23 protein-coding genes and 1 tRNA gene are annotated in these 24,392 nt (G+C 53.0%); 10 read left to right on the top strand and 14 right to left on the bottom strand.

Translation table 11 applies throughout. The features are described 5' to 3' along the window. The first annotated feature begins 183 nt into the window (after positions 1-183). Entirely contained in the window at positions 184-2,055 is a 1,872-nt protein-coding gene (locus HNQ92_RS07885; protein ID WP_184172894.1) for a DNA topoisomerase IV subunit B, read from the top strand. A gap of 93 nt (positions 2,056-2,148) precedes the next feature. Next, positions 2,149-3,222: a prephenate dehydratase gene (gene pheA, locus HNQ92_RS07880; protein WP_184172892.1), complete on the top strand. Its 1,074-nt coding sequence runs from the start codon at positions 2,149-2,151 to the stop codon at positions 3,220-3,222. Here the strand turns inward: pheA and HNQ92_RS07875 are convergent. The 8 genes from HNQ92_RS07875 to HNQ92_RS07840 all read right to left on the bottom strand — a co-directional run bounded on the left by HNQ92_RS07875 (position 3,219) and on the right by HNQ92_RS07840 (position 9,582). Next, positions 3,219-4,148, bottom strand: a complete 930-nt coding sequence (locus tag HNQ92_RS07875) for a bifunctional riboflavin kinase/FAD synthetase (protein WP_184172890.1) — start codon at positions 4,146-4,148, stop codon at positions 3,219-3,221. The two genes, pheA and HNQ92_RS07875, sit on opposite strands and share 4 nt — an antisense overlap. Further along, a complete protein-coding gene (truB, locus tag HNQ92_RS07870; protein ID WP_184172888.1) occupies positions 4,145-4,861 on the bottom strand; it encodes a tRNA pseudouridine(55) synthase TruB in 717 nt (238 codons plus the stop codon). Before truB ends, HNQ92_RS07875 begins: the two co-directional genes overlap by 4 nt. A 1-nt stretch (position 4,862) precedes the next feature. Beyond that, positions 4,863-5,642 (bottom strand): undecaprenyl-diphosphate phosphatase, encoded by a 780-nt coding sequence (locus HNQ92_RS07865; RefSeq protein WP_184172886.1) that lies wholly within the window; start codon positions 5,640-5,642, stop codon positions 4,863-4,865. Continuing rightward, positions 5,639-5,851 (bottom strand): DUF3098 domain-containing protein, encoded by a 213-nt coding sequence (locus tag HNQ92_RS07860; protein ID WP_184172884.1) that lies wholly within the window; start codon positions 5,849-5,851, stop codon positions 5,639-5,641. Before HNQ92_RS07860 ends, HNQ92_RS07865 begins: the two co-directional genes overlap by 4 nt. 57 nt (positions 5,852-5,908) lie before the next feature. Beyond that, complete coding sequence (locus HNQ92_RS07855) at positions 5,909-6,787, bottom strand: cell division protein FtsX (protein ID WP_184172882.1); 879 nt, start codon at positions 6,785-6,787, stop codon at positions 5,909-5,911. Positions 6,788-6,921: 134 nt separating this feature from the next. Beyond that, entirely contained in the window at positions 6,922-7,518 is a 597-nt protein-coding gene (locus HNQ92_RS07850) for a bifunctional nuclease domain-containing protein (protein ID WP_184172880.1), read from the bottom strand. A gap of 301 nt (positions 7,519-7,819) precedes the next feature. Next, complete coding sequence (locus HNQ92_RS07845; RefSeq protein WP_184172877.1) at positions 7,820-8,788, bottom strand: electron transfer flavoprotein subunit alpha/FixB family protein; 969 nt, start codon at positions 8,786-8,788, stop codon at positions 7,820-7,822. Between the two features lie 56 nt (positions 8,789-8,844). Further along, positions 8,845-9,582, bottom strand: a complete 738-nt coding sequence (locus tag HNQ92_RS07840) for an electron transfer flavoprotein subunit beta/FixA family protein (protein WP_184172875.1) — start codon at positions 9,580-9,582, stop codon at positions 8,845-8,847. A 103-nt stretch (positions 9,583-9,685) separates the two neighbouring features. Here HNQ92_RS07840 and HNQ92_RS07835 point away from each other — a divergent pair, with 103 nt between their 5' ends. From HNQ92_RS07835 to HNQ92_RS07820, 4 genes are all read left to right on the top strand, one after another. Beyond that, positions 9,686-10,015: a tetratricopeptide repeat protein gene (locus HNQ92_RS07835; protein ID WP_184172873.1), complete on the top strand. Its 330-nt coding sequence runs from the start codon at positions 9,686-9,688 to the stop codon at positions 10,013-10,015. Positions 10,016-10,083: 68 nt separating this feature from the next. Beyond that, positions 10,084-10,809: a DUF3891 family protein gene (locus HNQ92_RS07830; protein ID WP_184172871.1), complete on the top strand. Its 726-nt coding sequence runs from the start codon at positions 10,084-10,086 to the stop codon at positions 10,807-10,809. 70 nt (positions 10,810-10,879) lie between these two features. Continuing rightward, complete coding sequence (locus HNQ92_RS07825) at positions 10,880-11,803, top strand: YihY/virulence factor BrkB family protein (RefSeq protein ID WP_184172869.1); 924 nt, start codon at positions 10,880-10,882, stop codon at positions 11,801-11,803. 210 nt (positions 11,804-12,013) lie between these two features. Further along, on the top strand, positions 12,014-12,370 hold the full coding sequence (locus tag HNQ92_RS07820; protein ID WP_184172867.1) for a hypothetical protein: 357 nt from the start codon (positions 12,014-12,016) through the stop codon (positions 12,368-12,370). Positions 12,371-12,454: 84 nt separating this feature from the next. Here HNQ92_RS07820 and HNQ92_RS07815 read toward each other — a convergent pair whose 3' ends face one another. From HNQ92_RS07815 to HNQ92_RS07800, 4 genes are all read right to left on the bottom strand, one after another. Beyond that, positions 12,455-13,759 (bottom strand): Gfo/Idh/MocA family protein, encoded by a 1,305-nt coding sequence (locus HNQ92_RS07815; RefSeq protein WP_184172865.1) that lies wholly within the window; start codon positions 13,757-13,759, stop codon positions 12,455-12,457. A gap of 70 nt (positions 13,760-13,829) precedes the next feature. Further along, positions 13,830-14,663: a purine-nucleoside phosphorylase gene (locus HNQ92_RS07810; RefSeq protein WP_184172863.1), complete on the bottom strand. Its 834-nt coding sequence runs from the start codon at positions 14,661-14,663 to the stop codon at positions 13,830-13,832. A gap of 44 nt (positions 14,664-14,707) precedes the next feature. Next, complete coding sequence (locus tag HNQ92_RS07805; protein WP_184172860.1) at positions 14,708-16,012, bottom strand: acetylxylan esterase; 1,305 nt, start codon at positions 16,010-16,012, stop codon at positions 14,708-14,710. Positions 16,013-16,076: 64 nt separating this feature from the next. Continuing rightward, positions 16,077-17,309 carry a BaiN/RdsA family NAD(P)/FAD-dependent oxidoreductase gene (locus HNQ92_RS07800; protein ID WP_184173759.1) on the bottom strand — a complete coding sequence of 411 codons (1,233 nt, stop codon included), beginning with the start codon at positions 17,307-17,309 and terminating at the stop codon, positions 16,077-16,079. Between the two features lie 397 nt (positions 17,310-17,706). On the opposite strand from HNQ92_RS07800, the gene HNQ92_RS07795 reads away from it, so the two are divergent. Both HNQ92_RS07795 and HNQ92_RS07790 read left to right on the top strand, forming a co-directional pair. Next, the gene (locus HNQ92_RS07795) at positions 17,707-18,198 is read left to right on the top strand and encodes a YciE/YciF ferroxidase family protein (protein WP_184172858.1); all 492 of its coding nucleotides are present in this window, start codon (positions 17,707-17,709) and stop codon (positions 18,196-18,198) included. Positions 18,199-18,327: 129 nt separating this feature from the next. After that, positions 18,328-19,359 carry a DNA/RNA non-specific endonuclease gene (locus HNQ92_RS07790; RefSeq protein ID WP_184172856.1) on the top strand — a complete coding sequence of 344 codons (1,032 nt, stop codon included), beginning with the start codon at positions 18,328-18,330 and terminating at the stop codon, positions 19,357-19,359. A 36-nt stretch (positions 19,360-19,395) separates the two neighbouring features. Here HNQ92_RS07790 and HNQ92_RS07785 read toward each other — a convergent pair whose 3' ends face one another. Beyond that, complete coding sequence (locus tag HNQ92_RS07785) at positions 19,396-20,664, bottom strand: asparagine synthetase B (RefSeq protein ID WP_184173757.1); 1,269 nt, start codon at positions 20,662-20,664, stop codon at positions 19,396-19,398. Between the two features lie 110 nt (positions 20,665-20,774). Here HNQ92_RS07785 and HNQ92_RS07780 point away from each other — a divergent pair, with 110 nt between their 5' ends. Together HNQ92_RS07780 and HNQ92_RS07775 are read left to right on the top strand one after the other, a co-directional pair. Continuing rightward, on the top strand, positions 20,775-22,019 hold the full coding sequence (locus HNQ92_RS07780; RefSeq protein WP_184172854.1) for an ABC transporter permease: 1,245 nt from the start codon (positions 20,775-20,777) through the stop codon (positions 22,017-22,019). A gap of 75 nt (positions 22,020-22,094) precedes the next feature. After that, positions 22,095-22,178 (top strand) — tRNA-Leu (locus HNQ92_RS07775). A 62-nt stretch (positions 22,179-22,240) separates the two neighbouring features. On the opposite strand, the gene HNQ92_RS07770 is transcribed toward HNQ92_RS07775, so the two are convergent. Continuing rightward, positions 22,241-24,214: a M1 family metallopeptidase gene (locus HNQ92_RS07770; protein ID WP_184172852.1), complete on the bottom strand. Its 1,974-nt coding sequence runs from the start codon at positions 24,212-24,214 to the stop codon at positions 22,241-22,243. Positions 24,215-24,392 lie beyond the last annotated feature (178 nt).

The raw sequence follows: 24,392 nt of genomic DNA, 5'->3' as shown, positions 1-24,392 counted from the left end.
GCGTGTCTTTTAAAAGTACAAAATTACAATTACTTTTTTTCCTGCGGCAAAGTAAGCTAGATTTTTCGTTTTTTTAAAGAATTTCTATTTTTCGGAAACGTTAAACCTTTATATCTCTTCGTAACGAAGGGTAGCAGCAATCAATTATATTTACTATTCTAAAAAAACAAGGAGTAAGTCTTTATGGCAGATAATACAAATGTCCAGTATAATGAAGAAAGTATCCGCTCCCTCGACTGGAAGGAACATATTCGGCTCAGACCAGGGATGTACATCGGAAAACTGGGCGATGGCGCTTCGCTTGACGATGGTATATACGTTCTGGTCAAGGAAATAGTTGATAACTCCATCGACGAGCACATGATGGGCAACGGGAAGACCATCGAAATCAAGATCTCCGAACATCGGGTAGAGGTACGTGACTACGGGCGTGGTATCCCGCTGGGGAAAGTTGTGGATTGCGTTTCCAAGATCAATACCGGCGGGAAATATGACTCCGGCGCTTTCCAGAAATCAGTCGGCCTGAATGGCGTAGGTACCAAAGCGGTCAACGCCTTATCGAACTACTTTAAGGTTCAGTCGTTTCGGGACGGGAAATCCAAATGGGCCGAGTTTGCACAAGGAGAACTGATACGGGAGTCGGGTGAGGAGACGACTAGCCAGCGAAACGGTACTTTCATCGCCTTTGAGCCCGATAACGCCATTTTTAAGAATTTCAGGTACATCCCTCAGTACCTGGATAACATGATCTGGAACTACTGCTACCTCAATGCAGGACTGACCGTCAGCTTCAACGGGCAAAAATATTTTTCGCAGCACGGCTTATTGGATTTGCTCCGGAGCAAAACTGACGAAGACGCCATCCGGTACCCAATCGTGCATTTGAAAGGGGAGGACATTGAGCTGGCCCTTACCCACGGCAATCAGTATGGGGAGGAGTATTATTCGTTCGTGAACGGTCAGTACACTACCCAGGGAGGTACCCACTTGGCCGCTTTTCGCGAAGCGATCGTAAGGGCCGTCCGGGAACACTTTGGGAAGGATTACGCACCGGAGGACATACGGTCTTCGATTGTGGCCGCCGTAGCCATACGCGTCCAGGAGCCGGTTTTTGAATCCCAAACCAAAACGAAGCTAGGCTCCAACACCATTTCACCCGACCCTAACAGTACTACCATTCGTACTTTTGTCAATGATTTTGTGAAGGAAAGGCTGGATAACTACCTCCACATGAATCACGAAGCCCGGGATGCCCTGAAAAAACGCATCGAACAGTCAGAGCGGGAGCGGAAAGAGCTGGCTGGGATCAAAAAGCTGGCCAACGAGCGGGCCAAAAAAGCAAACTTGCATAATAAAAAACTACGCGACTGCCGCCTGCACCTCACCGACCTGAAAAACGAAGGCAGGCTGGAAAGTACCCTTTTCATCACCGAAGGAGATTCCGCCAGTGGCTCCATTACGAAGTCCCGCAACGTCCAGACCCAGGCCGTGTTCAGCTTACGGGGGAAACCGCTCAATTGTTTCGGGCTTACCAAGAAGGTGGTTTACGAAAACGAAGAATTTAACCTATTGCAACACGCCCTGGATATTGAAAATGGGGTAGAAAACCTGCGCTATAGCCGCATTGTCATTGCCACGGATGCCGACGTGGACGGTATGCACATCCGGCTACTGCTCATGACGTTCTTCCTGCAATTCTTCCCGGATCTGGTGCGGAATGGACACTTGTACATCCTGGAAACCCCGCTTTTCCGGGTACGCAACAAAAAAGAAACGATCTATTGCTACTCAGAAGAGGAAAAACAGCAGGCGGTCACGAAGCTGGGAAATAAGCCCGAAATCACCCGTTTTAAAGGATTGGGCGAAATATCTCCCGAGGAGTTTGGTAAATTCATCGGCGAAGACATGCGGCTCGAGCCCATCATTCTTCAGAAGGAAACCTCAATTCAGAAGCTACTGACCTACTACATGGGTAAAAATACGCCCGACCGGCAACGCTTCATTATTGAAAATCTTAAAATTGAAAAGAATATTGAAGAAATGGTTTTAGCATGACGTTCAGCGCGTCATTTTGGGGCTAATTGGTGCATCTATCACCGATTAGCCCTAGCTTTACCACCTAGTATTTATAACTACCTCCTTACCCACGTGGAACTATCATCTTTACGCCTACGCATCGATTCCCTCGACGATCAACTCCTTGAATTGCTCAATGAACGCATGAAACTGGTAAAGCAAGTCGGGGAATTAAAACGCGCCACCAATACCATTATTTACCGCCCGGAACGGGAAAAGCAGATTATTGACCGCCTGGAGAAGCAAAGTACCGGGCTACTGAGCCGGTCGGCCATTGAGGCTATTTTTCTGGAAATATTTGCCGTTTCCCGCAATCTGGAGCTACCGGAGCGCATCGCTTACCTGGGGCCGGAAGGTAGTTTTACGCATCAAGCGGCAGAAAGCCGCTTTGGCGGCATGGGAGAGTACCTGGTGCTTCCTACCATTCACTCCATTTTTGACAGTGTAGAAACCGGCCGCGCTAGCTACGGTGTGGTACCCATCGAAAACAACCAGGAAGGAGTGGTGATTGAAACCGTAGACTTGCTGCGTGAAAAAGAGTTGTTGATTTCCGCCGAAATTCTGCTGCCCATTCATTTTACCTTTGTTTCTCAATCAGATTCGTTGCAGGTGATCCGCCGGATCTATTCCAAAGACATCGCTTTTCGGCAGTGCAGTAAATTCCTCAGGGAGTACTTTGAGGAGGCGAATGTCGAGCTTATTCCGGTGGAGTCTACCTCCAAGGCGGCCAAGCTAGCCTCGCAGGAGCCGGACGCGGCGGCAATCTGTTCGCACATCGCGGCCAAGCTGTTTGGGGTACCTGTCCTGTTCGACAACATTGAAGACAGCGACCAGAACCGTACGCGTTTTATTATTCTTTCCAAAAATTTCGTCAACCAGCGCAGTCAGTCGGACAAAACAACCTTGATTGCCAATTTGCCTAATACGAATCGGCCGGGGGTACTTTATGATTTCCTTAAAGATTTTAATGATCGGGGCATCAACCTCATCAAAATCGAAAGCCGTCCGCTGCGGCAGGGCTCGACGTTCCGGTCGTGGTTTTTGGTAGAATTCGAAGGGCATTACGAAGAGCCCGCGGTTCAGGAAATCATGGAGAAGTACGGTTCCAACCTCAAATGGCTGGGTAGTTACGTCCGAATAGCCTAGGCCTCCAATACATCCAGGGCTCGTTTTTTATCGGTTTGGATTTGCTGAATCAGCGCGTTAAGGCTGTCAAATTTCTGCTCCGGCCTTAGGTAGGCCAGGAACTGGATGCGCAGCTTTTCACCGTAGATTTCCTTGGTAAAATCGAAAAGGTTGGCTTCAATGGTGCGGCTCGTGCCATCGACGGTTGGCCTGGTGCCAATGTTGAGCATACCCCCGTAGCTTTTACCGTCGTATTCGGCCCGAACCACGTATACGCCATTGGCCGGAATGAGCTTGTATGACTCGTGCAACTCAATATTAGCGGTGGGGAAGCCTATGGCCCGGCCCAGTTGCCGTCCTTTCACAACGGTACCTGCTAGCTGGTAAGGGCGCCCCAGCAGCTCGTGAGCTTCCCGCACGTTGCCATCCAAAAGTACCTTGCGGATACGCGTAGAGCTGATAGCCAGGGCATCAATATCTTGCCGGGGGATTTCTTCTACCTCAAAGCCGTAGCGAGGGGCGTTCTGCTGTATAAATTCAAAACTACCCTCCCGGTTTCGGCCAAAGCGATGATCATACCCAATCACCAGTTTTTTGGTCCCGATGCGGTCTACAAGTACCTGCTGTACGAATTCATCCGATGAAAGTTCAGAAAAGGATCTTGTAAAGGGAATAATGAGCAAATGCTGGATGCCTAGTTCGGCCAGGATGTCGATCTTTTCGTCAATGGTTGAGAGCAGCTGCAAGCCGTGACTATCTTCCGAGACGATCATCCGCGGATGCGGCCAGAACGTAATCACAACCGTTTCGCCACCGGTGCTGCTGTTTATTTCGTGAAGCCGCGACAGGATCTTTTGGTGCCCCAGATGTACCCCATCGAAGGTACCTATGGTCACAACTGCCCGAGGTAGTTTGGAGAAAGAATCTAATGAATGGTAAACGTTCATTCCTGGGTCGATAAGTTCAATTCCGTTCGCTTTCGGAGGATATAGTCCGGCAGCGCCCAGGCATCGGCCAGGTGAAAAGTACCTATGCGCGTGCGGCAAAGTGAACTCATGTAAGCACCACTTCCCACAAGCTCGCCAAAGTCCCGGACTAGGCTCCGAATGTAAGTACCCTTTGAACAAATAATCCGAAAATTTATTTCCGGAAAGGCGGAAGAATCCAGCTCAAAAAGCGAAACGGTAACCTGTCGTTTTTTGATTTCGGCTGTTTCGCCACGCCGGGCTTTCTTGTAGAGCCGCTCGCCGTCCACCTGCACTGCCGAGTAGATGGGAGGTACCTGGTCGATGGTACCCACGAGTTGCCGCCGGGCTTCTTCCATCAGCTCCCCTGTAATGTGCCCGGTAGGGTACTCGGCGTCAAAATCCGTTTCGAGATCAATGGAAGGGGTTGTTTTACCAAGCACCAAGGTACCTGTATACTCTTTTTCCTGCGCCTGATACTGGTCTATTTGCTTGGTTTTACGGCCCGTGCATAAAATGAGCAACCCGGTAGCCAGGGGGTCCAAGGTACCGGCGTGGCCTATTTTTTTGAACTTACAAGCCCGCTTGAGTTTATTGGCTACGTCAAATGACGTCCATTCCCGGGGTTTATCAATCAGAATCACTTCGCCTTCGTCGGGCTGGGGTTGATTTTCTTTATCAGGTACCTGCTGCATACTACACGATGTCTAGCTCGTAGCCGGAAGCCAACAGCCCCAACAGGATAAGCCCAAGGATAATCCGGTAGTAGCCAAATAGCTTGAACCCGTAGCGAGTCAGGAAATTGATAAAAAAACGAATGGCCAGCATGGCTACGATAAAAGCCACCAAGTTTCCGATGAGAAGTACCTGGATATCTCCCGCCTGGATAGTCTGGTAAGTCTTGAGGAATTTATACCCGGCGGCGGCGGCCATGGTAGGTACCGCCAGGAAAAAAGAAAATTCAGCGGCTTGCTTGCGGCTCAAACCCTGGAACATACCGCCAATGATCGTAGCCGCCGAGCGTGACACCCCGGGAATCATGGCGATGCATTGATAAAAGCCAATTTTCAGGGCCTCGGGGTAGCTGACGTCCCGGTCTTTGGGGTACTCTTGGGCAATCTTGTCAATAAACACCAAAATAATGCCCCCTACCAGCAGCGAGATGGCTACCACAACGACATTTTCCAGCAGGGCGTCAATCAGGTCGTTGAGCAAAAAGCCGATAACGGCGGCGGGTAAAAAAGCCACAAACAGCTTGTAGTAAAAATCACGGGTTTGCAAAAAACGCCGTCGGTAAAGTACCAGTACGGATAAAATGGCTCCAAACTGAATATTGACCGTAAACATTTTGGTGAATTCCAGGTGGCTGATGCCCATAAAGGACGAAGCGATGATCATGTGCCCCGTGGAAGAAACGGGTAAGAATTCGGTAATTCCTTCAACAATAGCCAGAATGATTGCTTGCCAATAAGTCATTGATTGGATGGTTTGTATAAAATAGCCCAAAACTCAACGATGAAGCCGATGATGGTGATGATAGGGCCCACGGTGAGGCCGAGTACACCAAAGCCGAATTCTTCGGAGTCGAGACTCATGATAAAAAAGCCCAGCAGAATAATGCCGATGCCTACCAGCATCAGACGGTAGTTGGCGGAGCCAAAGGGTAGGGGATTGTTGGGTTGCATGGTAGAAGTACAGGTTAGTAGGTGGGGCTGAAAGTCTCGTGATGAAGCTTCTTGTAATTAATAAAGGTCATCCAGGGCCATTTTAAGGTAGCGCGCCAGCGACTGATAGGTACTTACGATCCCGATGGCAACGCCTAGCAAAAGCAAGCTGGCGAGTAAAAAAGCCAGCTTGTCGTACTCTTGAAGCATCGAGAGCCCTTCGATGTTTCGGATGGCGACCTGTTGGAGTACAACCAGCAGAATGATCGCCATAATACCGCCTACCAGGCCTTGGGTGGCTCCCCGGAGCAGAAAAGGCTGCTGAATAAAGCCGTTGGTAGCTCCTACCAGCTGCATGCTCCTTATCAGAAAGCGCTGGGAATAAATGGCGAGTTTGATGGTATTGTTGATCAGGAGAACAATGATGATGAGCATGACCAGGGCGAAGCTGGACAGTACGATGTACAGCTTGGTAATGTTCCGGTTGATGCTATCGGCCAGATCTTCCTGGTACACTACCTCGTATACGCCGTTAATAGTTTCAAGATCGGCTTTAATGAGTTTGAGTTTTGCTTCTTCGAAATAGTCCTCCTGGATCTTGACCTGGTAGCTGTCGCGCAGAGGGTTTTCGCCCAAAAAAGCCGTAAAATCTTCTTTGGTACCTTCCATAAATTCTTTGGCGGCTTCCTCCTTGGAAACAAATGTCACCGCGGGAGTGCCGCCGTTAGTTTGTACAAACGCCTTCTGCTGGACGATTTGAAGCACGGAATCCCTACCCGGATCGGATAAGGTTTTTTCCAGAAAGATACGTACTTCGATATTTTGACGAATGATGGAAACGAGCTTTTTGGACTGGATTACGAGCATCCCACAGAAACCAATCAGAAACAAGGCGGCCGTCAGACTTACCACAATCATGACGTTGGGATAGCTACCAATCTTTTTCTTTTTAGGCATAGGAACGAGCGTAAACCACTTAGTTGATATTGCAAAAGTACTGATTAATGCCAAACATCGAGGTTTTGGCACCAAACCTTAACGATTTTTAACAAGGCCTCACCCAGAAATCTTCGGTCTGGCGGGGTACTTGGTTAGTTTCGACGGCCCAGCTCGTCCCGAATCTTGGCGGCCTTTTCGTATTCTTCCTTCCGGAGGGCTTCGTCCAACATGCGCTGTAGCTCGTCGTTGGGCATGTCGCGGAGCTGCTCCAGGAATGAACCCCGCGAGCGAATCGTCTCCCGGATGACTTCCTCGTCTTCCTCATCCTCTTCGTCGAGGGCGCTGGATACAATGCCGGCTTCGGACAGAATGGCTTCGTAAGTGTAAATAGGTACGTTGAATCGCAAGCCAATGGCGATGGCGTCCGACGGGCGAGAATCCAATTCTACTTCGCGCAAGTCATCTCCACACACTATTTTGGCGTAAAAAATGCCCTCTTTTAGCTCAGAGATCACAATTTCCTTAAGCGTGAAATTCATGGCTTCGGCAAACGATTTGAACAAGTCGTGCGTCATAGGGCGATTCGGAACGATTTTCTCGATTTGAACAGCAATGGCTTGCGCCTCAAAAACCCCAATAATAATCGGCAGCCTACGATTCCCCATTTCTTCTCCAAGTACCAACGCAAACGAACCCGCCTGGGACTGGCTGGGAGAAAGCCCTAATATTTCTAGTTTTATCTTTTTCACGTTTGTTACAACTAGGTGACACGTTTATCTCGCTGCCCTTGAGAACAAAAAAATGAACTCTTAGTTACGAAAAGGCAAAAGTAAAAAACCCGCCTTGCATAAAAAAATGCAGGACGGGTTAAGAAGCTGTTTGAGTTAGTTTCTTTAAGCTGCAACATTGTCTTTTCTGCTGCAACGTCGTTATTTTTTCAGCTCGTAGCTTCCGGCTACGGGCTGAAAAAATGCCTCGTTTCGCTCGAAAATCCTTTGTTTCGCCATCAAATTAATAACTCAAACAGCTTCTAAGTAAGGTACTTTCCTGTTACCTGGAAGCCTCTACGGCTTTGGTGAGGCGGGGCAGGATCTCAAAGATGTCCCCCACGATTCCGTAGTCCGCTGCTTTGAAGAAGGGTGCTTCGGGGTCCTTGTTGATGACGACGATGTACTTGGAGCCGTTAACCCCCGCCAGGTGCTGAATGGCCCCCGAAATACCGCAGGCAATGTACAGGTTGGGTGCTACCTTGATGCCCGTTTGGCCAATGTGCTCGTGGTGAGGGCGCCAGTCGAGGTCTGACACGGGCTTGGAACAGCCCGTAGCCGCTCCGAGCGCCTTGGCCAGCTCCTCCAGCGGTCCCCAGTTTTCGGGTCCTTTCATGCCCCGCCCTCCCGACACGATGATGTCGGCGTCGGTCAGGGATAAATTGGAGCTGGCTTTTTCTACCTGCGTGATGGTAGCCACGAAATCCGAGTCCCGCAGGCTGGGGGAAAAAGGCTCCACCGTCGCCAACTCGTCGGTAGGCTCGGGCTCAATGGCGTTTTTCCGAATGGCCAGTACCTTGATCTCCGATTGGACCTCCACCGTGGCAAATGCCTTGCCGGTGTAAATACTTCTTTTTACTTTGAAGGTACCTTCACTGATTTCGGGTAAATCGGTAATATTAGAAACTACGCTGGCCTGAAGCTTGGCGGCGGCCCGGGCGGCCACGGCATCACCCAGGCCCGACTTCGCCAGCACAATCACTTTACTGCCTTCCTGTTGGGCGGCTTGTACCAGCACGTGGGCGTAAGCCAGGCTGTTTTCCTGGGTCAATTTATCGTTAGCATCGTGAAGTACCTTGGTGGCACCAAAATTACCGGCAGTGGCCAGAGCGGCTTCGTCGGCTTGGCCCAGCGCCAGTACCGTGGTGCTGGCATTGAGCATTTGGGCTACCTGAGCCCCGTACGCGATGGCCTCCTGGGAGGTCTTCTTGATGGTACCGTTATCTATTTCTACAAAAATAAGAACTGACATAGCTGAAATTTTTTAAATGGAATAAGGGGTACTTAAAGGAGAGGAAAAGGGGTACTTTAAAGTACCCTGGCTTCCTTCCGGAGGAGCGTGATCAGGCTTTCGGCTTCCTCGGCCGGAATCATCTTGCATTCGCCTTTAGGAGCTGGTAGCGAATAAGACTCCAGATTGGTCATGGAGGCTACTTCTACGGGCTCCACTACGTTCAGCGGCTTGGTGCGGGCGGTCATGATACCCCGCATGTTAGGAATTTTCCATTCGGCAATGGGCTCCTGGCAACCCAGCACCAGGGGCAGTGGTGCTTCGAGGTACTCTTTGCCGCCGTCGATTTCCCGGGCTAGCTTGGCCGTTGTGCCGTCGATGTCCAGCTTCATCACCGGCGAGTAGGAGGGAATGCCCAGCATTTCGCCCACCAGCCCGTGTACCACGCCGCTGTTAAAATCCAGCGATTCGCGTCCCATCAGGATGAGGTCATAGCCGTTTTCTTTGGCGATGTGGGCTATCTGGACGGCCACAAAGTAGGAGTCGGTAGGTTCTGCGTTTACCCGGATGGCGTCGTCGGCACCAATGGCCAGGGCCTTCCGGATCTGCGGATCGCCGTCGGCTTCGCCCACGTTGAGTACCGTCACGGTAGCGCCGTTGGACTCCTTTAGCTCCACGGCCCGTGCCAGCGCATAGTCGTCGTAAGGGCCAATAATATAGGATATCCCGGCCTTGTTAAACTTGGTGTTATTGTCCGTGAAAGTTATTTTGGCCGTCGTGTCGGGTACATTGGTAATGCAAACAAGGATTTTCATAGGAATATCAGAACGTGTTTCAGTTTAACTTTTTAAGGAAATAGTTTGTTGTGGCGAATATACGTAAATTAGTATATAGTATGCAAGCATAATAATTTTCATAATGAATAACGCACTACTCGAAAAATTGTTGGCTTTTTACGAGGAAGATCCCACTGACCCGTTTACTATATATGCTTTAGCCTTAGAGTACCTTAAGCATGACCCCGCGCGGGCCGGTCAGCTATTTCGGGAATTACTCCGCCAACACCCCACCTACCTGCCTACCTACTACCACGCGGCGCAGTACTTTGCCCAGCAGGAGGCCACTGAACCCGCCAAAGAAACCTACGCCAAAGGCATTGAACTAGCCTTGCAGCAGGGGAATACCAAGGCGCATACGGAGCTTAGCCGGGCCTATCGTGCCTTTCTGGACGAGTTGGAAGACTGGTGATGGCTGCCGGTGGCACGGAAATTTCTGATTCCCCTTCCATTGGCCAAACCACTGTTTTACCCGAATATATGATCGTAAAGGCAATACCTACGGGTTGGGAGGTAATTTATCAGCGTGCCCACGGCTTACTGGCTGCGCAACTCGCTCACCACTGGAAATGGGATGAAGCACCCTTGTACTGGACGCACACGTTGTTGGCCATTGCCGAACACGATGATGGGTTGGCGGAAGCCCAAAGTCCGCATAACCTGACGGAAGCCGGGGCTCCCAAGCACTTTATGCAGCTGGGATATACCCCCGAGCAGTACCGTAACGTCATGGAGATTGCCTCATCCAAAAGCCGCTGGAATGCCCTGATGACGTCCATGCACCTGACTTTTTTGTATAGTAATACGAAGGAGGATAAAGAGTTGCTTAAGTTTTTGGAAGAGCAGCTTGAGTACCAACGGGTGCTCTTGAAAGGACTAAACATCCAGAAACACCAGGCCGAACGTATGTACTACTTTGTGGAATGGTGCGATGCCTTGTCGCTATTGCTGTGCATGGATCGCGTACAGCCCGATCAGCGCAAGATGGAAATCAGCCAAGGACCGGATGGTACTTTTCACCAGCTCTGGCAAGGCCCTACCGGCGAGCTTCGGGTAGAGCCCTGGCCTTTTAAAGAAAATAAGTTTGTGGTGGACGTAGAATACCGGAACCTGGATCAGCTACAGTTTGAGTCAATCAAAGCCTTGTCCGAAGGGCTCCAGAAAGCGCCGGTTCAGGTTAGGAAATGGAAATTCGCCAAGTCCTGATCACACAGTTTGTAGAAAACATTCAACAAATTAAAACCTTATCTTGAAATCCATCTACTTGCCAACGCTTATGAAAAAAGTAAAGGAATATTTTTCGATTCTTAAAGATACGGCCAACGAGTTTATGGAAGATAAAGGTCTGAAACTTAGTGCGGCCTTATCCTATTATACTATTTTTGCGCTGGCACCAATGCTCCTGGTCATGATTTCGGCCCTCAGTATATTTGTATCACCCGAAACCATTCAGGGCGAGCTCTTCGAGCAAATTCAAGGCTTGGTAGGGGTACAGGCGGCCGAGCAGCTACAGGAAATCCTCAAGAATGCCCAGCGATCCGACCGGTCGGGCCTGGCGGCGGCCATTGGGGTAGGTACCCTAATCATCGGTGCTACGGGGGTTTTTGCCGAAATGCAGGATTCCATTAACCTCATCTGGTCCATTCGGGTGAAACCCAAAAAGGGATGGTTAAAGTACCTCAAAACCCGCCTGATTTCTTTTTCCCTGATCCTTACCTTAGGGTTTCTCCTCATTGTATCGCTGGCCGTCAACGCCATGGTAGAGCTATTAAGCAGTCGCCTGGAGGTCTACTTTTCGGAGGTATCCGTCGTGGTATTTTACATCCTGAACCTGGCCATTGTCTGGACGATCATTACCACCCTGTTTGCGGTCATCTTCAAGGTACTTCCCGACGCGCACCTGCGTTGGAAAGAATGCATCATCGGAGCCGGCTTTACGGGCGTACTTTTTTTAATTGGTAAATTTGCCATTGGGTACTACCTGGGTAGTTCGGATCTGGGCGCTACCTACGGTACCTCGGCTTCGATCATTATTTTACTTTCGTGGGTCTACTATACGGCCATTATATTGTACTTCGGCGCGGAGTTTACCAAGGTTTACGCCAAGTACGACGGAGCCTCCATTACACCCACCGAAAATGCGGTTCTGATCGAAGACCGGGAGGTCGTGGTGAGTAAGGGGAAGCCTCTGCAAGCGTAGCCCGCGCGGGGCGTAAAGTTGGAAGTGGTATTGATTTTTACTAACTTGGCAGGCTGATAAAGAATACGGATTCAAAGTTACCGCGGGCGTACCCCTGCAGTAGGCCTCACTTCGATCTTATATTTAGCCCTCACTCGTTTGTTTTTAAAAAATCTAACATCAGGTTCCTCCTGTACCTTGTGGAGGGACGAAAAACCATTATTGCGCATCATGGACAGGAACGAATTAATTTCAACGGTAGTTAAATGGGCCAAGTCACACGGATTTAAGGACATCCAAGCCAATATCGAAGGCTATGACACGCCCAAGTCCTACGAAAGAGCCGCTGACAGCCAGCTGTTTACCCCTGATGTGACGGCTACTAACATGTTTAACAAGCATTACCTGGAAGTTTCTATGAAAACCGATACGCTCCGTAGTAGCGTATCCAAGTGGAAGCTTCTCAGTGAACTGGCCAGCCTCAAGGGAGGCAAGTTATATTTGATGGCTCCTCGCGGGCACGTACGCTTCACGAGGGACATCGTAGCTCAGCACAACATCCCGGCCGAAGTAGTCAAGATCGACTAACTGTTGGTACTGCACTAGGGGAGGAGGGATTAGGCCACTGGGGCCTGAATACCTCCTCCTTTTTATTTTAAGAAAAAATATTTATTAAACTTTAGGGTACTTCCATTCGCCCCGGTAGTCACGGCTCAATAGCTTGTTGGCTTCGGGGTCATTGGTAATAATTTCTTTAGCCCCATCCCACTCGATACTTCTTCCCAGCTTGTAGGAGAGCATCCCGAGTAGCGCCAAGTTGGTAGAGCGCTGACCGAGCTCAATGTCACTGACGGGCAGGCGCTTGGTGCTAATGGCATTCATGAAGTCGGCCCACAGCTCTTTGATGTTCTGGTCGTCGGGCTTGTGAAGCTGGGCGTCCTGGTGAATGATGGGCTTCTTAGCATCGGTAGGGTAGAAGGTCCAGCCGTCGAGCCAGCCCATGTGAAAAGTACCTTCCGTGCCGTAGAAGTATACGCCCACGGCCTGCTGCGGGTGGGTTTTTTCGGCGTTGTTACCCGCAAAAGTCCGGTGCTCCCATTGCAGCGTAAAATCCTCAAAATCATAGACCGCAATCTGGTGGTCGGGCGTGTCGGAGTTGTCTTTCTTGATGGCCCGGCCGCCCGTTGAGTACACTTTCTTGGGGTACTTTTCTTCAGTCCACCAAAGTACCTGGTCGAGCCAGTGAATGCCCCAGTCGCCCAGGGTACCATTGGCGAAGTCGAGCCGTTGGCGGAAGCCGCGCGGGTGGATGGTCTTGTTATAAGGTACCAGCGGGGCCGGGCCGCACCACATGTCCCAGTCGAGCCCTTTGGGTGGCTCTTCGTCGGGTACTACCGTGCCCGCGCCGCCGCCGTAGTGCACAAAGGCCCGCGCCATTCCTATTTTCCCCGCCTTGCCGGATTTCAGAAACTCCATGCCCGACACGTTGTGGGGGGAGATGCGCCGGTGGGTACCTACCTGCACCGTTTTGCCGTACTTGCGAGCGGCGTTCACCATCGCGCGGCCTTCCATAATGGTGTGGCTAATGGGCTTCTCCACGTACACGTGCGCGCCGGCTTCGATGGCCGCAATGCAGCACAGCGCGTGCCAGTGGTCGGGCGTGGCTACGATCACGATCTCTGGTTTTTCTTTAGAGAGCATTTCCCGGTAGTCGCGGTAGATCTTGGGGCGGTCAGAGGTAAGCTTGCTAAGCTCCTCATTGGCTTTTTTACTCTGGCTTTCGTCCACGTCACAGATCGCCACTACCTTGGACTCGCCGCCAGCTACGGCTTCGCGCAGGATGTTCATGCCCCACCAGCCTGAGCCGATGAGCGCCAGCCGGTAGGGAGCGGCCCGGCGCAAAGCACCCAGCAGTGGTAAAGAAGAAAACGCGGCCCCGGCCAGGGCCGATTGTTCCAGAAAAGTGCGACGGTTCATGCGGGATGGTTGCTTGGAAAATCGTTTTTAAAAAAGACTCTTGTTCCCAAAAGCGTAGAACAGGTACTTTCTAACCATGCTGATCCAGGGAGGCAATCAGGTTTTTGATAATGGTCGTCATGCCGGGCTCGGCGGCCATGGCCGCAGCGATGATTTTCTGAATATCGGCTTTTTCGAGGGTATCGGGCAGGCCCATGTCCGTAACCACCGAAAGGCCAAAGCAGCGGATGCCCATCTGGTGCGCCACGATGATCTCGGGCACGGTACTCATGCCCACGGCATCAGCCCCCAGCAGGCGGAGGAGCCGGTACTCGGCGCGGGTCTCCAGCTGCGGACCCGGTACCCCCACGTACACACCCGCGTGGGCGCGGATCTGGTGCTGCTGGGCGATGTCCAGTGCTTTTTGGACCAAATCCAGATCGTACGGATCGCACATATCCGGGAATCGATCGCCGAACTCCGGGTAGTGGGTACCCGTGAGCGGACTCTGCGGCAGCAAAAAACTAATGTGGTCGCGGATTACCATCAGGTCGCTCACGCGGTAGTTGGGGTTCATGCCCCCGGCGGCGTTGGAGACAAACAAAGTACCTACGCCGAGCTGTTTCATGACCCGCACCGGGAAAGTGATCTGCGGCATGGAGTACCCTTCGTAGTAATGAAAGCGCCCCTGCATACAAACGACACGCTGGCCCGCAAGTACCCCGAAGAGGAGCTTCCCGCTGTGAAACTCCACCGTCGATACCGGAAAGTGGGGTATGTCTTCGTAGGAAATACTATAGTGTACGTCGATCTCCTGCGCCAGACCGGCCAGGCCGGTACCCAGGATAATCCCGCACCGGGGCCGAAAATCCTGGGTACTTTGAAGCAGGTAGTGGGTAGCTTCTTGAATTTGCTGCGGGCTCATAAGGTATTTTTTTCAATACAAAACTAAAATTGAGAGAAAGTACCTCAACGGGTACTTTTTAGTTTACCAACCAGCCATTGACTCATGGCTTCGCGCTGCTCGGGGTAGGTCCAGTGGCCGGTTTCGAGCGCCAGGCTGAGCTCTTTGGGGGCCGCGATCACGTTGTAGGAAGCATACATGGAGGTAGGCGGGCAGGTTTCGTCGTTGAAGCCCCAGGAGTAGTAGCCAGGTACCTTGACCCGCCGCGCAAAGTTTACCACGTCGTAGTAGCCCAGCGTCCGGATCTTCTCGGGCGTGTTGTGCAGCGCCGCGCCGCTGCCCGCCAGGTAGTGGGGCCAGCCACCCGCGCGGTTTTTGAGGTAGCCCGTTACGTCGCTCAGGGCCGGGTAGAAAGCGCCCAGCCATTTCACGCGCGGGTCCAGGGCGGCGGTCACGATGGAGAGCGCCCCGCCCTGGCTGCCGCCCGTTACGGCCAGGTTGGAGCCGTCGTACTGTGGCAGGTTCACCAGAAAATCGTTGGCGCGCACGCAGCCCAGGTACACGCGCTTGTAGTAGAAGCGGTCGCGGTCTTCGAGGTTGTAGGTAAAGTACCCACTGAGGCCACCGCTGGCGAGGTCGAGGTACACGCCGGGCTCCATCGTAACGGGTACCCCGTGAATACCGATTTCAAACGTAATGATACCCTTCTCGGCCGTGGCTACGTCGCCGTAATACCCTCGCACGCCCGCGCCGGGTACTTTGAGCAGGGCGGGGTACTTGCCTTCCTGCTTGGGTACACTCAGAATGCCGTACAGCCGCGCACCGGGCCGGAAGCTTTGGAGATTGACGTGGTATACGTTTACCTTCTCGGTGCAGCGCTCGGGCAGGAGCGTCATCCGGGCGTCCAGGGGTACTTTGGCAAGCTCGGCTTTGGCGTCGTTCCAGAAGGTGTCGAAGTCGGCCGGGTTGGCTATGGTGGGTTCAAGTTTGGATGGGTCGAAGCCCGCCGTGGCCAGCCCACGGTACTCGGTGCCCTCTACGGTAGCTACCGCCACGCAGCGCAAAAATCCGGCGGTTTTTAAGGTACCTGCCTCCACGGTCAGGGTCCCGTTCGCCAATGACTTGCTTTCTTTTTTAGTGGGCTCCAGTTTTTCGGGGCCAATCTCGTAGCGTAGGGCGGCGTTCTTCACCGGATTCCCGTTTTGCAGCACCGTGATCGTAAATTTGACGTTATCGCCCGCGCGGTAGGTCCAGTCGGGGCGATCGGGGGCTACGATCACTTTGACGTAGCGTTCGACGGGTTGGGCCAGGAGCGGAAAAGCGGCGAGCCAGCCAAGCAGCAACAGGCCCAAGGTGTACTTTCGGTTCATAAAAAAGGGTAGGTTAGGGGATCAATCATTAAAATCGTTTCAATATACGTACGGCTTTTCAATCTTAAAGTACCCCTGCGGCTTTTCCGGCGTTCATACCGGCCACGTAGCCGGTGGTCCAGGCGTTCTGAAAATTAAAGCCACCCGTTATGCCATCTACGTCAAGTACCTCCCCGGCAAAGAAAAGCCCCGGCACCCGCTTACTCTCCAGCGTATCCGTATGTACTTCCGACAGCCTCACGCCCCCGGCGGTTACGAACTCTTCCTTGTAGGTACTTTTGCCCCGGATCTCAAACTGGCTGTTGGTCAGGAGGTCGGCCAGGCGGTTAAGTACCTTGTGCGGAGCGTCCATCCAGCGCAGGCTATCCGTTATCTCGGCACGTTGCACGAAAGCCTTCCACAGCCGCAGCGGCAGCCCGAAGCGGGCGTGGGAGCTGATTTGCTGCCGGGGGGTACTTTGTTTTTCCTGGATCAAAAAGGTACGTACCTGCTCCTCGTTCTGCTCCGGTAGCCAGTTTATTTTTATGCCAAATTGATACTTTGCCGCCGCCAGCTCACGCGCGCCCCAGGCCGAAAGCTTCAGAATAGCCGGACCGCTGAAGCCCCAGTGCGTGAGCAGCACCGGCCCGCGCCAGTCGTGCCGGGTACCGATGAGCCTCACGTGGGCGTCGGGCACGGCCACGCCCGAGAGCGGCAGCAGGTAGCTGTCCGGGGCGTTGAAGGTAAAGAGCGAGGGCACGGGCTCCTCGATGGCATGGCCCAGCCACTCAAAGCCACTGCGCTGCGGATGGCCGCCGCTGGCAATGATGAGCCGGTCGGCCGGGAGGGTACTTTCGTCAAGCATATTCAGCGCGAAGCGGGTACCTTGGGGCGAATCCGACCAGCTGAACGAGCGTACCCCCGCACTGGTGCGAATGCGCACGCCCGCCTGCCGGGCGGCGCGCTGGAGGCAGTCGATGATGGTTTCGGAGGAATTGGTGGTAGGGAACATGCGGCCGTCGGGCTCGGTACTTAAAAGTACCCCGCGCTGCCGAAACCACTCCACCGTGGCGGCGGCGTCAAACTGCGCAAAGAGCTTTTTAAGCAACGCTTCGCCCCGCGGGTACTGCTTCACGAAGCGGCGGTTGTCAAAGCAGGCGTGGGTGACGTTGCAGCGCCCGCCGCCCGACACCCGTACTTTGTTGAGTACCGTTCGGTTTTTTTCCAGTAGAAGTACCTCCGCGGCGGGGTACTTTTCGGCGGCGGTGATGGCGGCCATGAAACCCGCCGCACCTCCTCCTATAATGACTAGCTGCATGAGGTCGAGTAAGCCGTGCTTCTGCACGGGGTTTGGTCTAAAGTACCTGCTTTATTAATTCCCGGGGGTAGTAGCAGTGCTATTTTCAAAGGTAGAGTAGTCAATATTTTTTGTATGTGTTTTTTTTCCTCAAACTACTTGCCCAGTACGTGGTGGGCTGGGGCAAAGTATTGGCACTGGAGCAAGCTATAAAAATCATGTCACTGCTTGTTGATTTGAATATTTCAAAGTGAGTAAGTACCCCTGAGGGGCATAGAGCGCTCATGGTGAAGGTTTTAAAGTGCCTGTCATTTTTTTTGCCGGAATCCGGGAATGCACGGGAATGGTTGTTTACAAACTAAATGCAGCGGCGCTAATTGCCCTAAACCATTTCGCAAACTAAAAAATTAAAGAAATCATGAGCAAGTTAAAAACATTGGACGATTTGCTGGAACACCAGCTCAAAGATCTGTACAGCGCTGAAGTCCAAATCTTGGCTGCATTGCCCAAAATGATGGATAAAGCGACGGACAAAAAACTGAAAAAGGCTTTTGAGACGCATTATCAGCAAACCCAAGAGCAGAAAGAACGCCTGGAAAAAGCTTGCGAGATACTGGGAGTGAATCCTAAAGGAGAAACCTGCAAAGCCATGGAAGGCCTCATCAAGGAGGCGTCGGAGTTTTTGAAAGAAGACGCCGAAGACGCCGTGATGGACGCCGGGCTGATCGCCGAGGCCCAGCGGGTAGAGCACTACGAAATTTCGGGCTACGGAACCGCCCGCCGCTACGCCGAGCAACTCGGGCACAGCGAAGTAGCTGATCTGCTAGCCCAAACGTTGGAAGAAGAAAAAGATACCGATGAGCTGCTGAATGACCTGGCCATCGAGAGCATCAACGAGAAGGCTGAATAATAAGCTGGTTTTTCGTTGTGGCCAAGGAGCCGCTACCCACGGGTGGCGGCTCTTTTTATGGGAATGGGCCAGGTAGTAAGAGGTTTTACGGAAACACCTACCTTTGTGAAAAAATAGTCACGCACAGCTATGGCCCACTTCCAGCGCCGGGGATTCCGGTGGAACACCAATTCTTTCATCCTGCTCCTAATCTTTTTTGTCGTCGGGCTTTTCTTGCACTACGGCGGCAAAACCCAACCCGTCGTGAAGTTCTGGACGGATGTTAAATCTATATTCACGACCGAACGGCCCAAAGACAACCCCTACAAAGCTCCGGAGCCCGCCCAGGTACCTGACGCCCCTGATGCCAGCGAGCCCGACAACGTAGCCACCGATACGCGCCCGGAGCGCAAAGTACCTACCAGCCCGGCGGAGGTACCTAGTGCCAAAGCAACCGACGCCGAAGCACTGGAACTGGCCCGAATTGCCAACCAGCGGGATTTTTTTCTGCCCGCCACCACCCCTAGTGACCAGCTGGTGCGCCGGACTGGCTATACGTTGAAGTACTTTGAAAAATACGAACAGGCGGCCTGGGTAGCCCAGGTACTTACGGCGCAGCAAATACAGGGAAAAGAAGCCCGGGAAAACGTTTTCCTGAACGACCCCGAAGTAAAGAGCGGCTCGGCCGTCACGGCCGACTACACCCGCAGCGGCTACGACCGCGGACACCTGGCTCCGGCGGCCGATTTTAAGAATTCGTCGCAGGCCATGAAAGAATCGTTTTACATGAGTAACGTCAGCCCGCAGGATCCCGCCTTCAACCGGGGCGTGTGGAGTGAGCTGGAAAAGCTCGTGCGGGCCTGGGCCTACAAGTACGATAAAATATACGTCGTAACGGGGCCCGTGTTGAAGCCTGGCCTCCAGGAAATTGGGCGGCTAAACCGCGTGGCCGTGCCGGAGCAATTTTACAAGGTAGTTTTGTACGTGAATCCGCCCTACGTCAAAGGCATTGCGTTCCTGATGAAGAACGAGGGCTCGGACCTACCCCTGCACAAATTCGTAGTTTCCATCGACGAGGTGGAGCGGCTCACGGGCATTGACTTTTTCCCCCGCCTACCCGACGACATTGAGCGTCGGGTAGAAGCCCGCAGTAATCCACGCGAGTGGTACCGCCTGCAGTAGGTACTTTCATGCCACCTCCAGGTACCTAGAGATAGTCTAGGTCTTGAGTTTTTTCTTCTTTGCCGCCGGGAACAATATGTTGTTCAGGATCAGCCGGTACCCCGCCGAGGTCGGGTGCAGGTTCAGGTCCGTGGGTTCCTCACCGATGCGGTGCTGGTAGTCTTCGGGGTCGTGCCCGCCGTAGAAGGTAAAGAAGCCCTTCCCGAAGGTACTATGAATGTACCTGGCTTCCCCGGTGCCCGCATTTTTGGTTTCGGCCATCACCACTACTTCCGGCTTGATGTACTGGTTCTTGAAAGCCGTCGTTTGGCCCAGAAACCCTTTGATCAACGTTTGGTGGTTTTGGGTAAGCATGGTGGGAATGGGGTCCCACTTGGCCGAGAACTGAAAGAGCGTAAAAAAATCACTCGATTCGCTCAATTGGCGCTCTTCCGGCTGGTTGTCGATGGTCGAAAACTCAATCTGGTAGGGATTCGTGATGGCTTTGAAGTTATGAAATGCCATCGTCTTGCTGTAATCCAGCTTGTTGTTGACGTTCGGGTCGGCGGCATCGCCGTCGTACATGGCCTCTACGATGTCCACCCCCTCGGCCGCCAGGGCCAGATCGTAGGTATCGGTGGCGTTGCACATGGCAAACATGTACCCCCCGCCCGACACGAACTCGGCTATTTTTTTGGCCACGGCCAGTTTCATCAAAGGTACTTTGCTAAATCCGTGTTTTTCGGCGGTACTTTCGGCTTCGCGTTTTTGTTCGCGGTACCAGGGGTAGTCTTTGAATTGGTAAAATTTCCCAAATTGGCCCGTGAAGTCTTCGTGGTGCAGGTGCAGCCAATCGTATTCGGGCAGCTTGCCGTTCAGTACCTCGTCGTCATAGACCACATCGTACGGTATTTCGGCGTAGCTCATCACCAGCGTCACGGCGTCGTCCCAGGGTAGTTTGGACTTGGGCGAGTACACCGCCACTTTGGGGGCTTTCTGTAGCTTCACGGCGTCCATGTTGACATCCGGTGCCGCCACTTCGGCCAGGATCTGACTGGCCTGCCCTTCAGAAATGACTTCGTAGCTAACACCCCGGATGGTCATTTCGGTCGCGAAGCGCTGATTGAAAGGAACCATGAAGCTGCCACCGCGGTAGTTAAGGAGCCAATCCATTTCGGTTTCGTAGGATTTCAGGATCCAGTAGGCAATTCCGTACGCCTTGAGGTGATTTTTTTGGGACATATCCATGGGAATCAGGAGCCGATTGGCCCAGGCCTGGCCCGAAAGCCCTAAAAAAATGATAAACGGAATAAACAGCCGTACCATTGGTTTGATTCTTTCACGCATCGTTTGCAGCTTTACCGTACTATTTGATTAATGATTCTTGTTATAACGTAATATAAACAAATATTGTGCAAAGAAAGCACTACTAGCCTATGAATGTGAAAGAAAATGTTGCCGAAGGGCTCCGCTCCATCAAGGCTAATACGCTGCGTACGGTCCTGACCGCCATGATTATTGCCATCGGTATTACTTCGCTCGTGGGTATCCTCACGGCCATCGACGGCATTCAGAATTCCGTGAATAGTAGTTTTGCCGACCTGGGAGCCAACACCTTCACGGTGCGCAACTTTCAGTACCAGGGGCGGCGTTCGGCGGGCCGGTCTACCAAACGTTATCCAGTAATTAACTACCGCCAGGCGGTCTCTTTTGCGGATCGCTTCAGCGAAGAGTACAACGCTACGGTGTCCTTGTCGGCCCCAGTGGGCGGGGCCGTACAGGTCAAGTACCTTTCCCGTAAAACCAACCCCAACGTTTCCGTCGTTGCGGCCGACGAATCGTACCTCGGTATCAATGCCTATAAAATTGATTTGGGCCGGAATTTCAATAAAAATGACCTGGACAATTCGCTCAACGTAGCCATTCTGGGCCGCGAACTGGTGACCAACCTGTTCCAGAATACTGACCCGATGGGCAAGGAAATAACCTTGATGGGAGCCAAATTTAAGATCATCGGGGTGCTGGAAAAGAAAGGATCACTGGGCGGGGGTACCGGCTCGGATCGGATCGTGATCCTGCCCCTCGAAACGGGACGGGGACTGGCGGCCAACCGCGCCCTCACCTTCAACATCACCGCCTCCGCCCCGGATATTCAGGATAGCGAGTATATCATTGAAGAAGCGCGCGGCCTCATGCGCCGCATCCGGGAAGACGGGCTGGGCCAGCCGGATTCGTTTGAGATAGAGCGGGCCGATGCCCTGGCGAAAGACTTCGAGGATATTAGCGGCTACCTGCGCATCGGTGGCTTCGGGATCGGAATCATCACCTTGCTGGGGGCTTCCATTGCCCTTATGAACATCATGATGGTGTCAGTGACCGAGCGTACCCGCGAAATCGGCATTCGGAAGTCGCTGGGGGCCACGCCCAAAGTAATTCGCTTCCAGTTTCTGATCGAGGCCATCGTGATCTGCATCATTGGCGGTCTGGGCGGACTCTTGCTGGGAATCCTTATTGGCAACCTGATTTCAACCACCATTAGCGACAGCAGTGGCTTCGTGGTACCTTGGCTCTGGATGGCGATGGGTATCACGGTGTGCGTGCTGGTAGGGGTAATTTCGGGCATCTATCCGGCCATCAAAGCCTCCCGCCTGGACCCCATCGAGGCGCTACGTTACGAATAGGGTAAATTATTTGGAGGCAGAACTTGACAAATCTCTTTTTCTATCTACTTTTGCACTCCCAATGCTTGCAAAGAAGCCCGGATGGCGGAATTGGTAGACGCGTTGGTCTCAAACACCAATGAGGTTACACTCGTGCCGGTTCGACTCCGGCTCCGGGTACTTTAAAATGAAAAAGGGTTAACTATCGATTAGTTAACCCTTTTTTTGTGTTCTACCCCCCCTTACCTCGGCCAGGTGTTGTCGCTGGGATCAGAATCAGGAAAACGACGGTGCGGGTCGAAGGTGATCTTTTTGATTTTGCGATTGCCAAAATTCAGGGAGGCTTCAAAGGTGCGGCTGCCATCAAACCACACGGAAACCGGCCAGGTCACGAGGGCCGTGGTGGCATTGATCATTTGGGCGTTGGGTAGCGCTTTGATCGCCGGTCCCTCCGGCTCAAACTCCACTTGTAGTACCACCGGCGAGGGCATTTCGCCCGCTTGATGTACCGTGACGGTGGTAGTACCCCGGTCCGTTTTTACCGCTTGAATCGAGCCATTCACCGACTCCGTGGTCCAGAGCCAGTAGTACCAAAACCACTCCAGGTTCTGGCCCAACGCATGGTTCATGAAGAAAATATAGTCCCAGGGCGACGGATGCTTGAAGCTCCAGGCCTGCGTATAGTCCTTCATGGCTTTGATGACGGCCTCATCGCCCACGATGCCTCCCAGCATGGATAGCATCAGCGGTGTTTTGACATACGTCTGGTACCGATAGCCGCTGCCCGCGTCGTTGGCGCTCCACATGAGCGGGGCTTCGTTTTCGTCGCCACTCATGCGGCCGTAGCTTTGGCCCAGCCCGTCCAGGTTGTAAGGTACCCCTTTTGTATCCGCCTCCGAGAGGATATTCATGTATTGGTTCAAGCCTTCGTCCATCCAGGCGTAGCGCGTTTCGTTGGTACCAACCATCATGGGCCACCACTGGTGCGCCGTCTCGTGATCAGCCGCGCCCTGGTTGGAGTTGATCACCATCGGATACTCCATGCCCGCACTGGGGCCGTCCTGTAGCGTGAGCTGCGGGAACGGATAGGGAGCCCAGAGGGCCGAATAAAATTCCAGCGCGTGGCGGGTAATTTGTCCGGCTCGCTCAAAGAGTTTTGCCCTTTCGGGTACATAAACCATATGAATGGGGATAGGCCCCCGGCCGGGAATGGTAGCGCGCGTAGCTTTCCAAACAAAGTCTTTGGAAGTAGCCCAGGCGAAATCATTGACCCGGTCGGCCACGAAATGCCAGGTGAGCTGGGTACCCGCGGCGGTACCTTGGCCGGGCCCTCGTTCTTTTTCTGCCACGATCGTAATCTCTTCGTTAGAATCAAGTACCCTGGCCAAACGTTTACGGGTAGTTTCGGTCAGTACCTCGTCGGGGTTTTGCAGCACGCCCGTCCCACTTACAATCCATCCGGCGGGTACCGTGAGGCGTACGTCGTAGCGGCCAAAATTGTTGTAAAACTCGGACGGGCCCAAGTAGGGGCTCGTTTCCCAGCCGCGCAGGTCGTCGTACTTAGCCAGCCGGGGAAACCACTGCGTGGGCTGAAAAAGGGTGCTGTCGAAGCGTTGCGTCATGCGGTGGCCCCTGCCGTTGGGCCCGCCGGGTAGTTTGGTACGCCAGGCAATTTCCACTTCGGCCTGGCCGCCCGCCTTGATCGGGTCGGGCAGCAGAATCGTTGCCACGGTTTGCTCCAGGTTATAAACGCCGGGCGGAGGCGCGGCATTTCGGCCCGACGGAGCCGACTTTAGATTGATGGCGCGCCCGGCGACCTTGATGCTAGTTACGACCATACCCTCGGTCGTTTCGGCCGGGGTGGAGGCACCACGAGGTACCTCGGCCCGAAACACATTGTGATCCAGGCGCAATACCAGGCTTTTGAGGTCGTCCGGACTATGGTTATGCACCCGGATTTTCTCGGTGCCGGTGATCGTCTGGGTACTTGGGTCCAGGCTGGCCTGGATCGTGAAATCCGTTTCGAGCTGCCAATAGTTGGGCCCGGGCTTGCCCGAAAAATTACGCGTGCCGGCCGCCAGGGCTTTCCGGATGGAGTTCGTCATGGGTACATCCTGCCGAATGGCCCGCCGGGTAGTTTCGACGGACGATCGTTGGGTTGGCTGGGCGAAGCCCGATGAAGCAGCCAGGAACAGAAAAACGAACAGGAGGCGCATAGGATAGGAATACTCGTTTGGATGAGGTCCCTAACTTAATAAATTCTCCGAAATTCGGGGAATGAAAAGAGAAGAAGTCCAAAAAGAAGTAAGTAGGGCGCTATTTCCTAAGCCACAGAAGCAGCCGCTTTTACCGGTTCGCAAGTAGACAAGTACCTTTCCAGCATTGAAATAGGCC

The sequence above is a fragment of the Rhabdobacter roseus genome (assembly GCF_014202275.1).
GTDB lineage: Bacteria > Bacteroidota > Bacteroidia > Cytophagales > Spirosomataceae > Rhabdobacter > Rhabdobacter roseus.
Note: the sequence above shows the minus strand (reverse complement) of the source record. Positions and strands in the feature narration are given on the sequence as shown.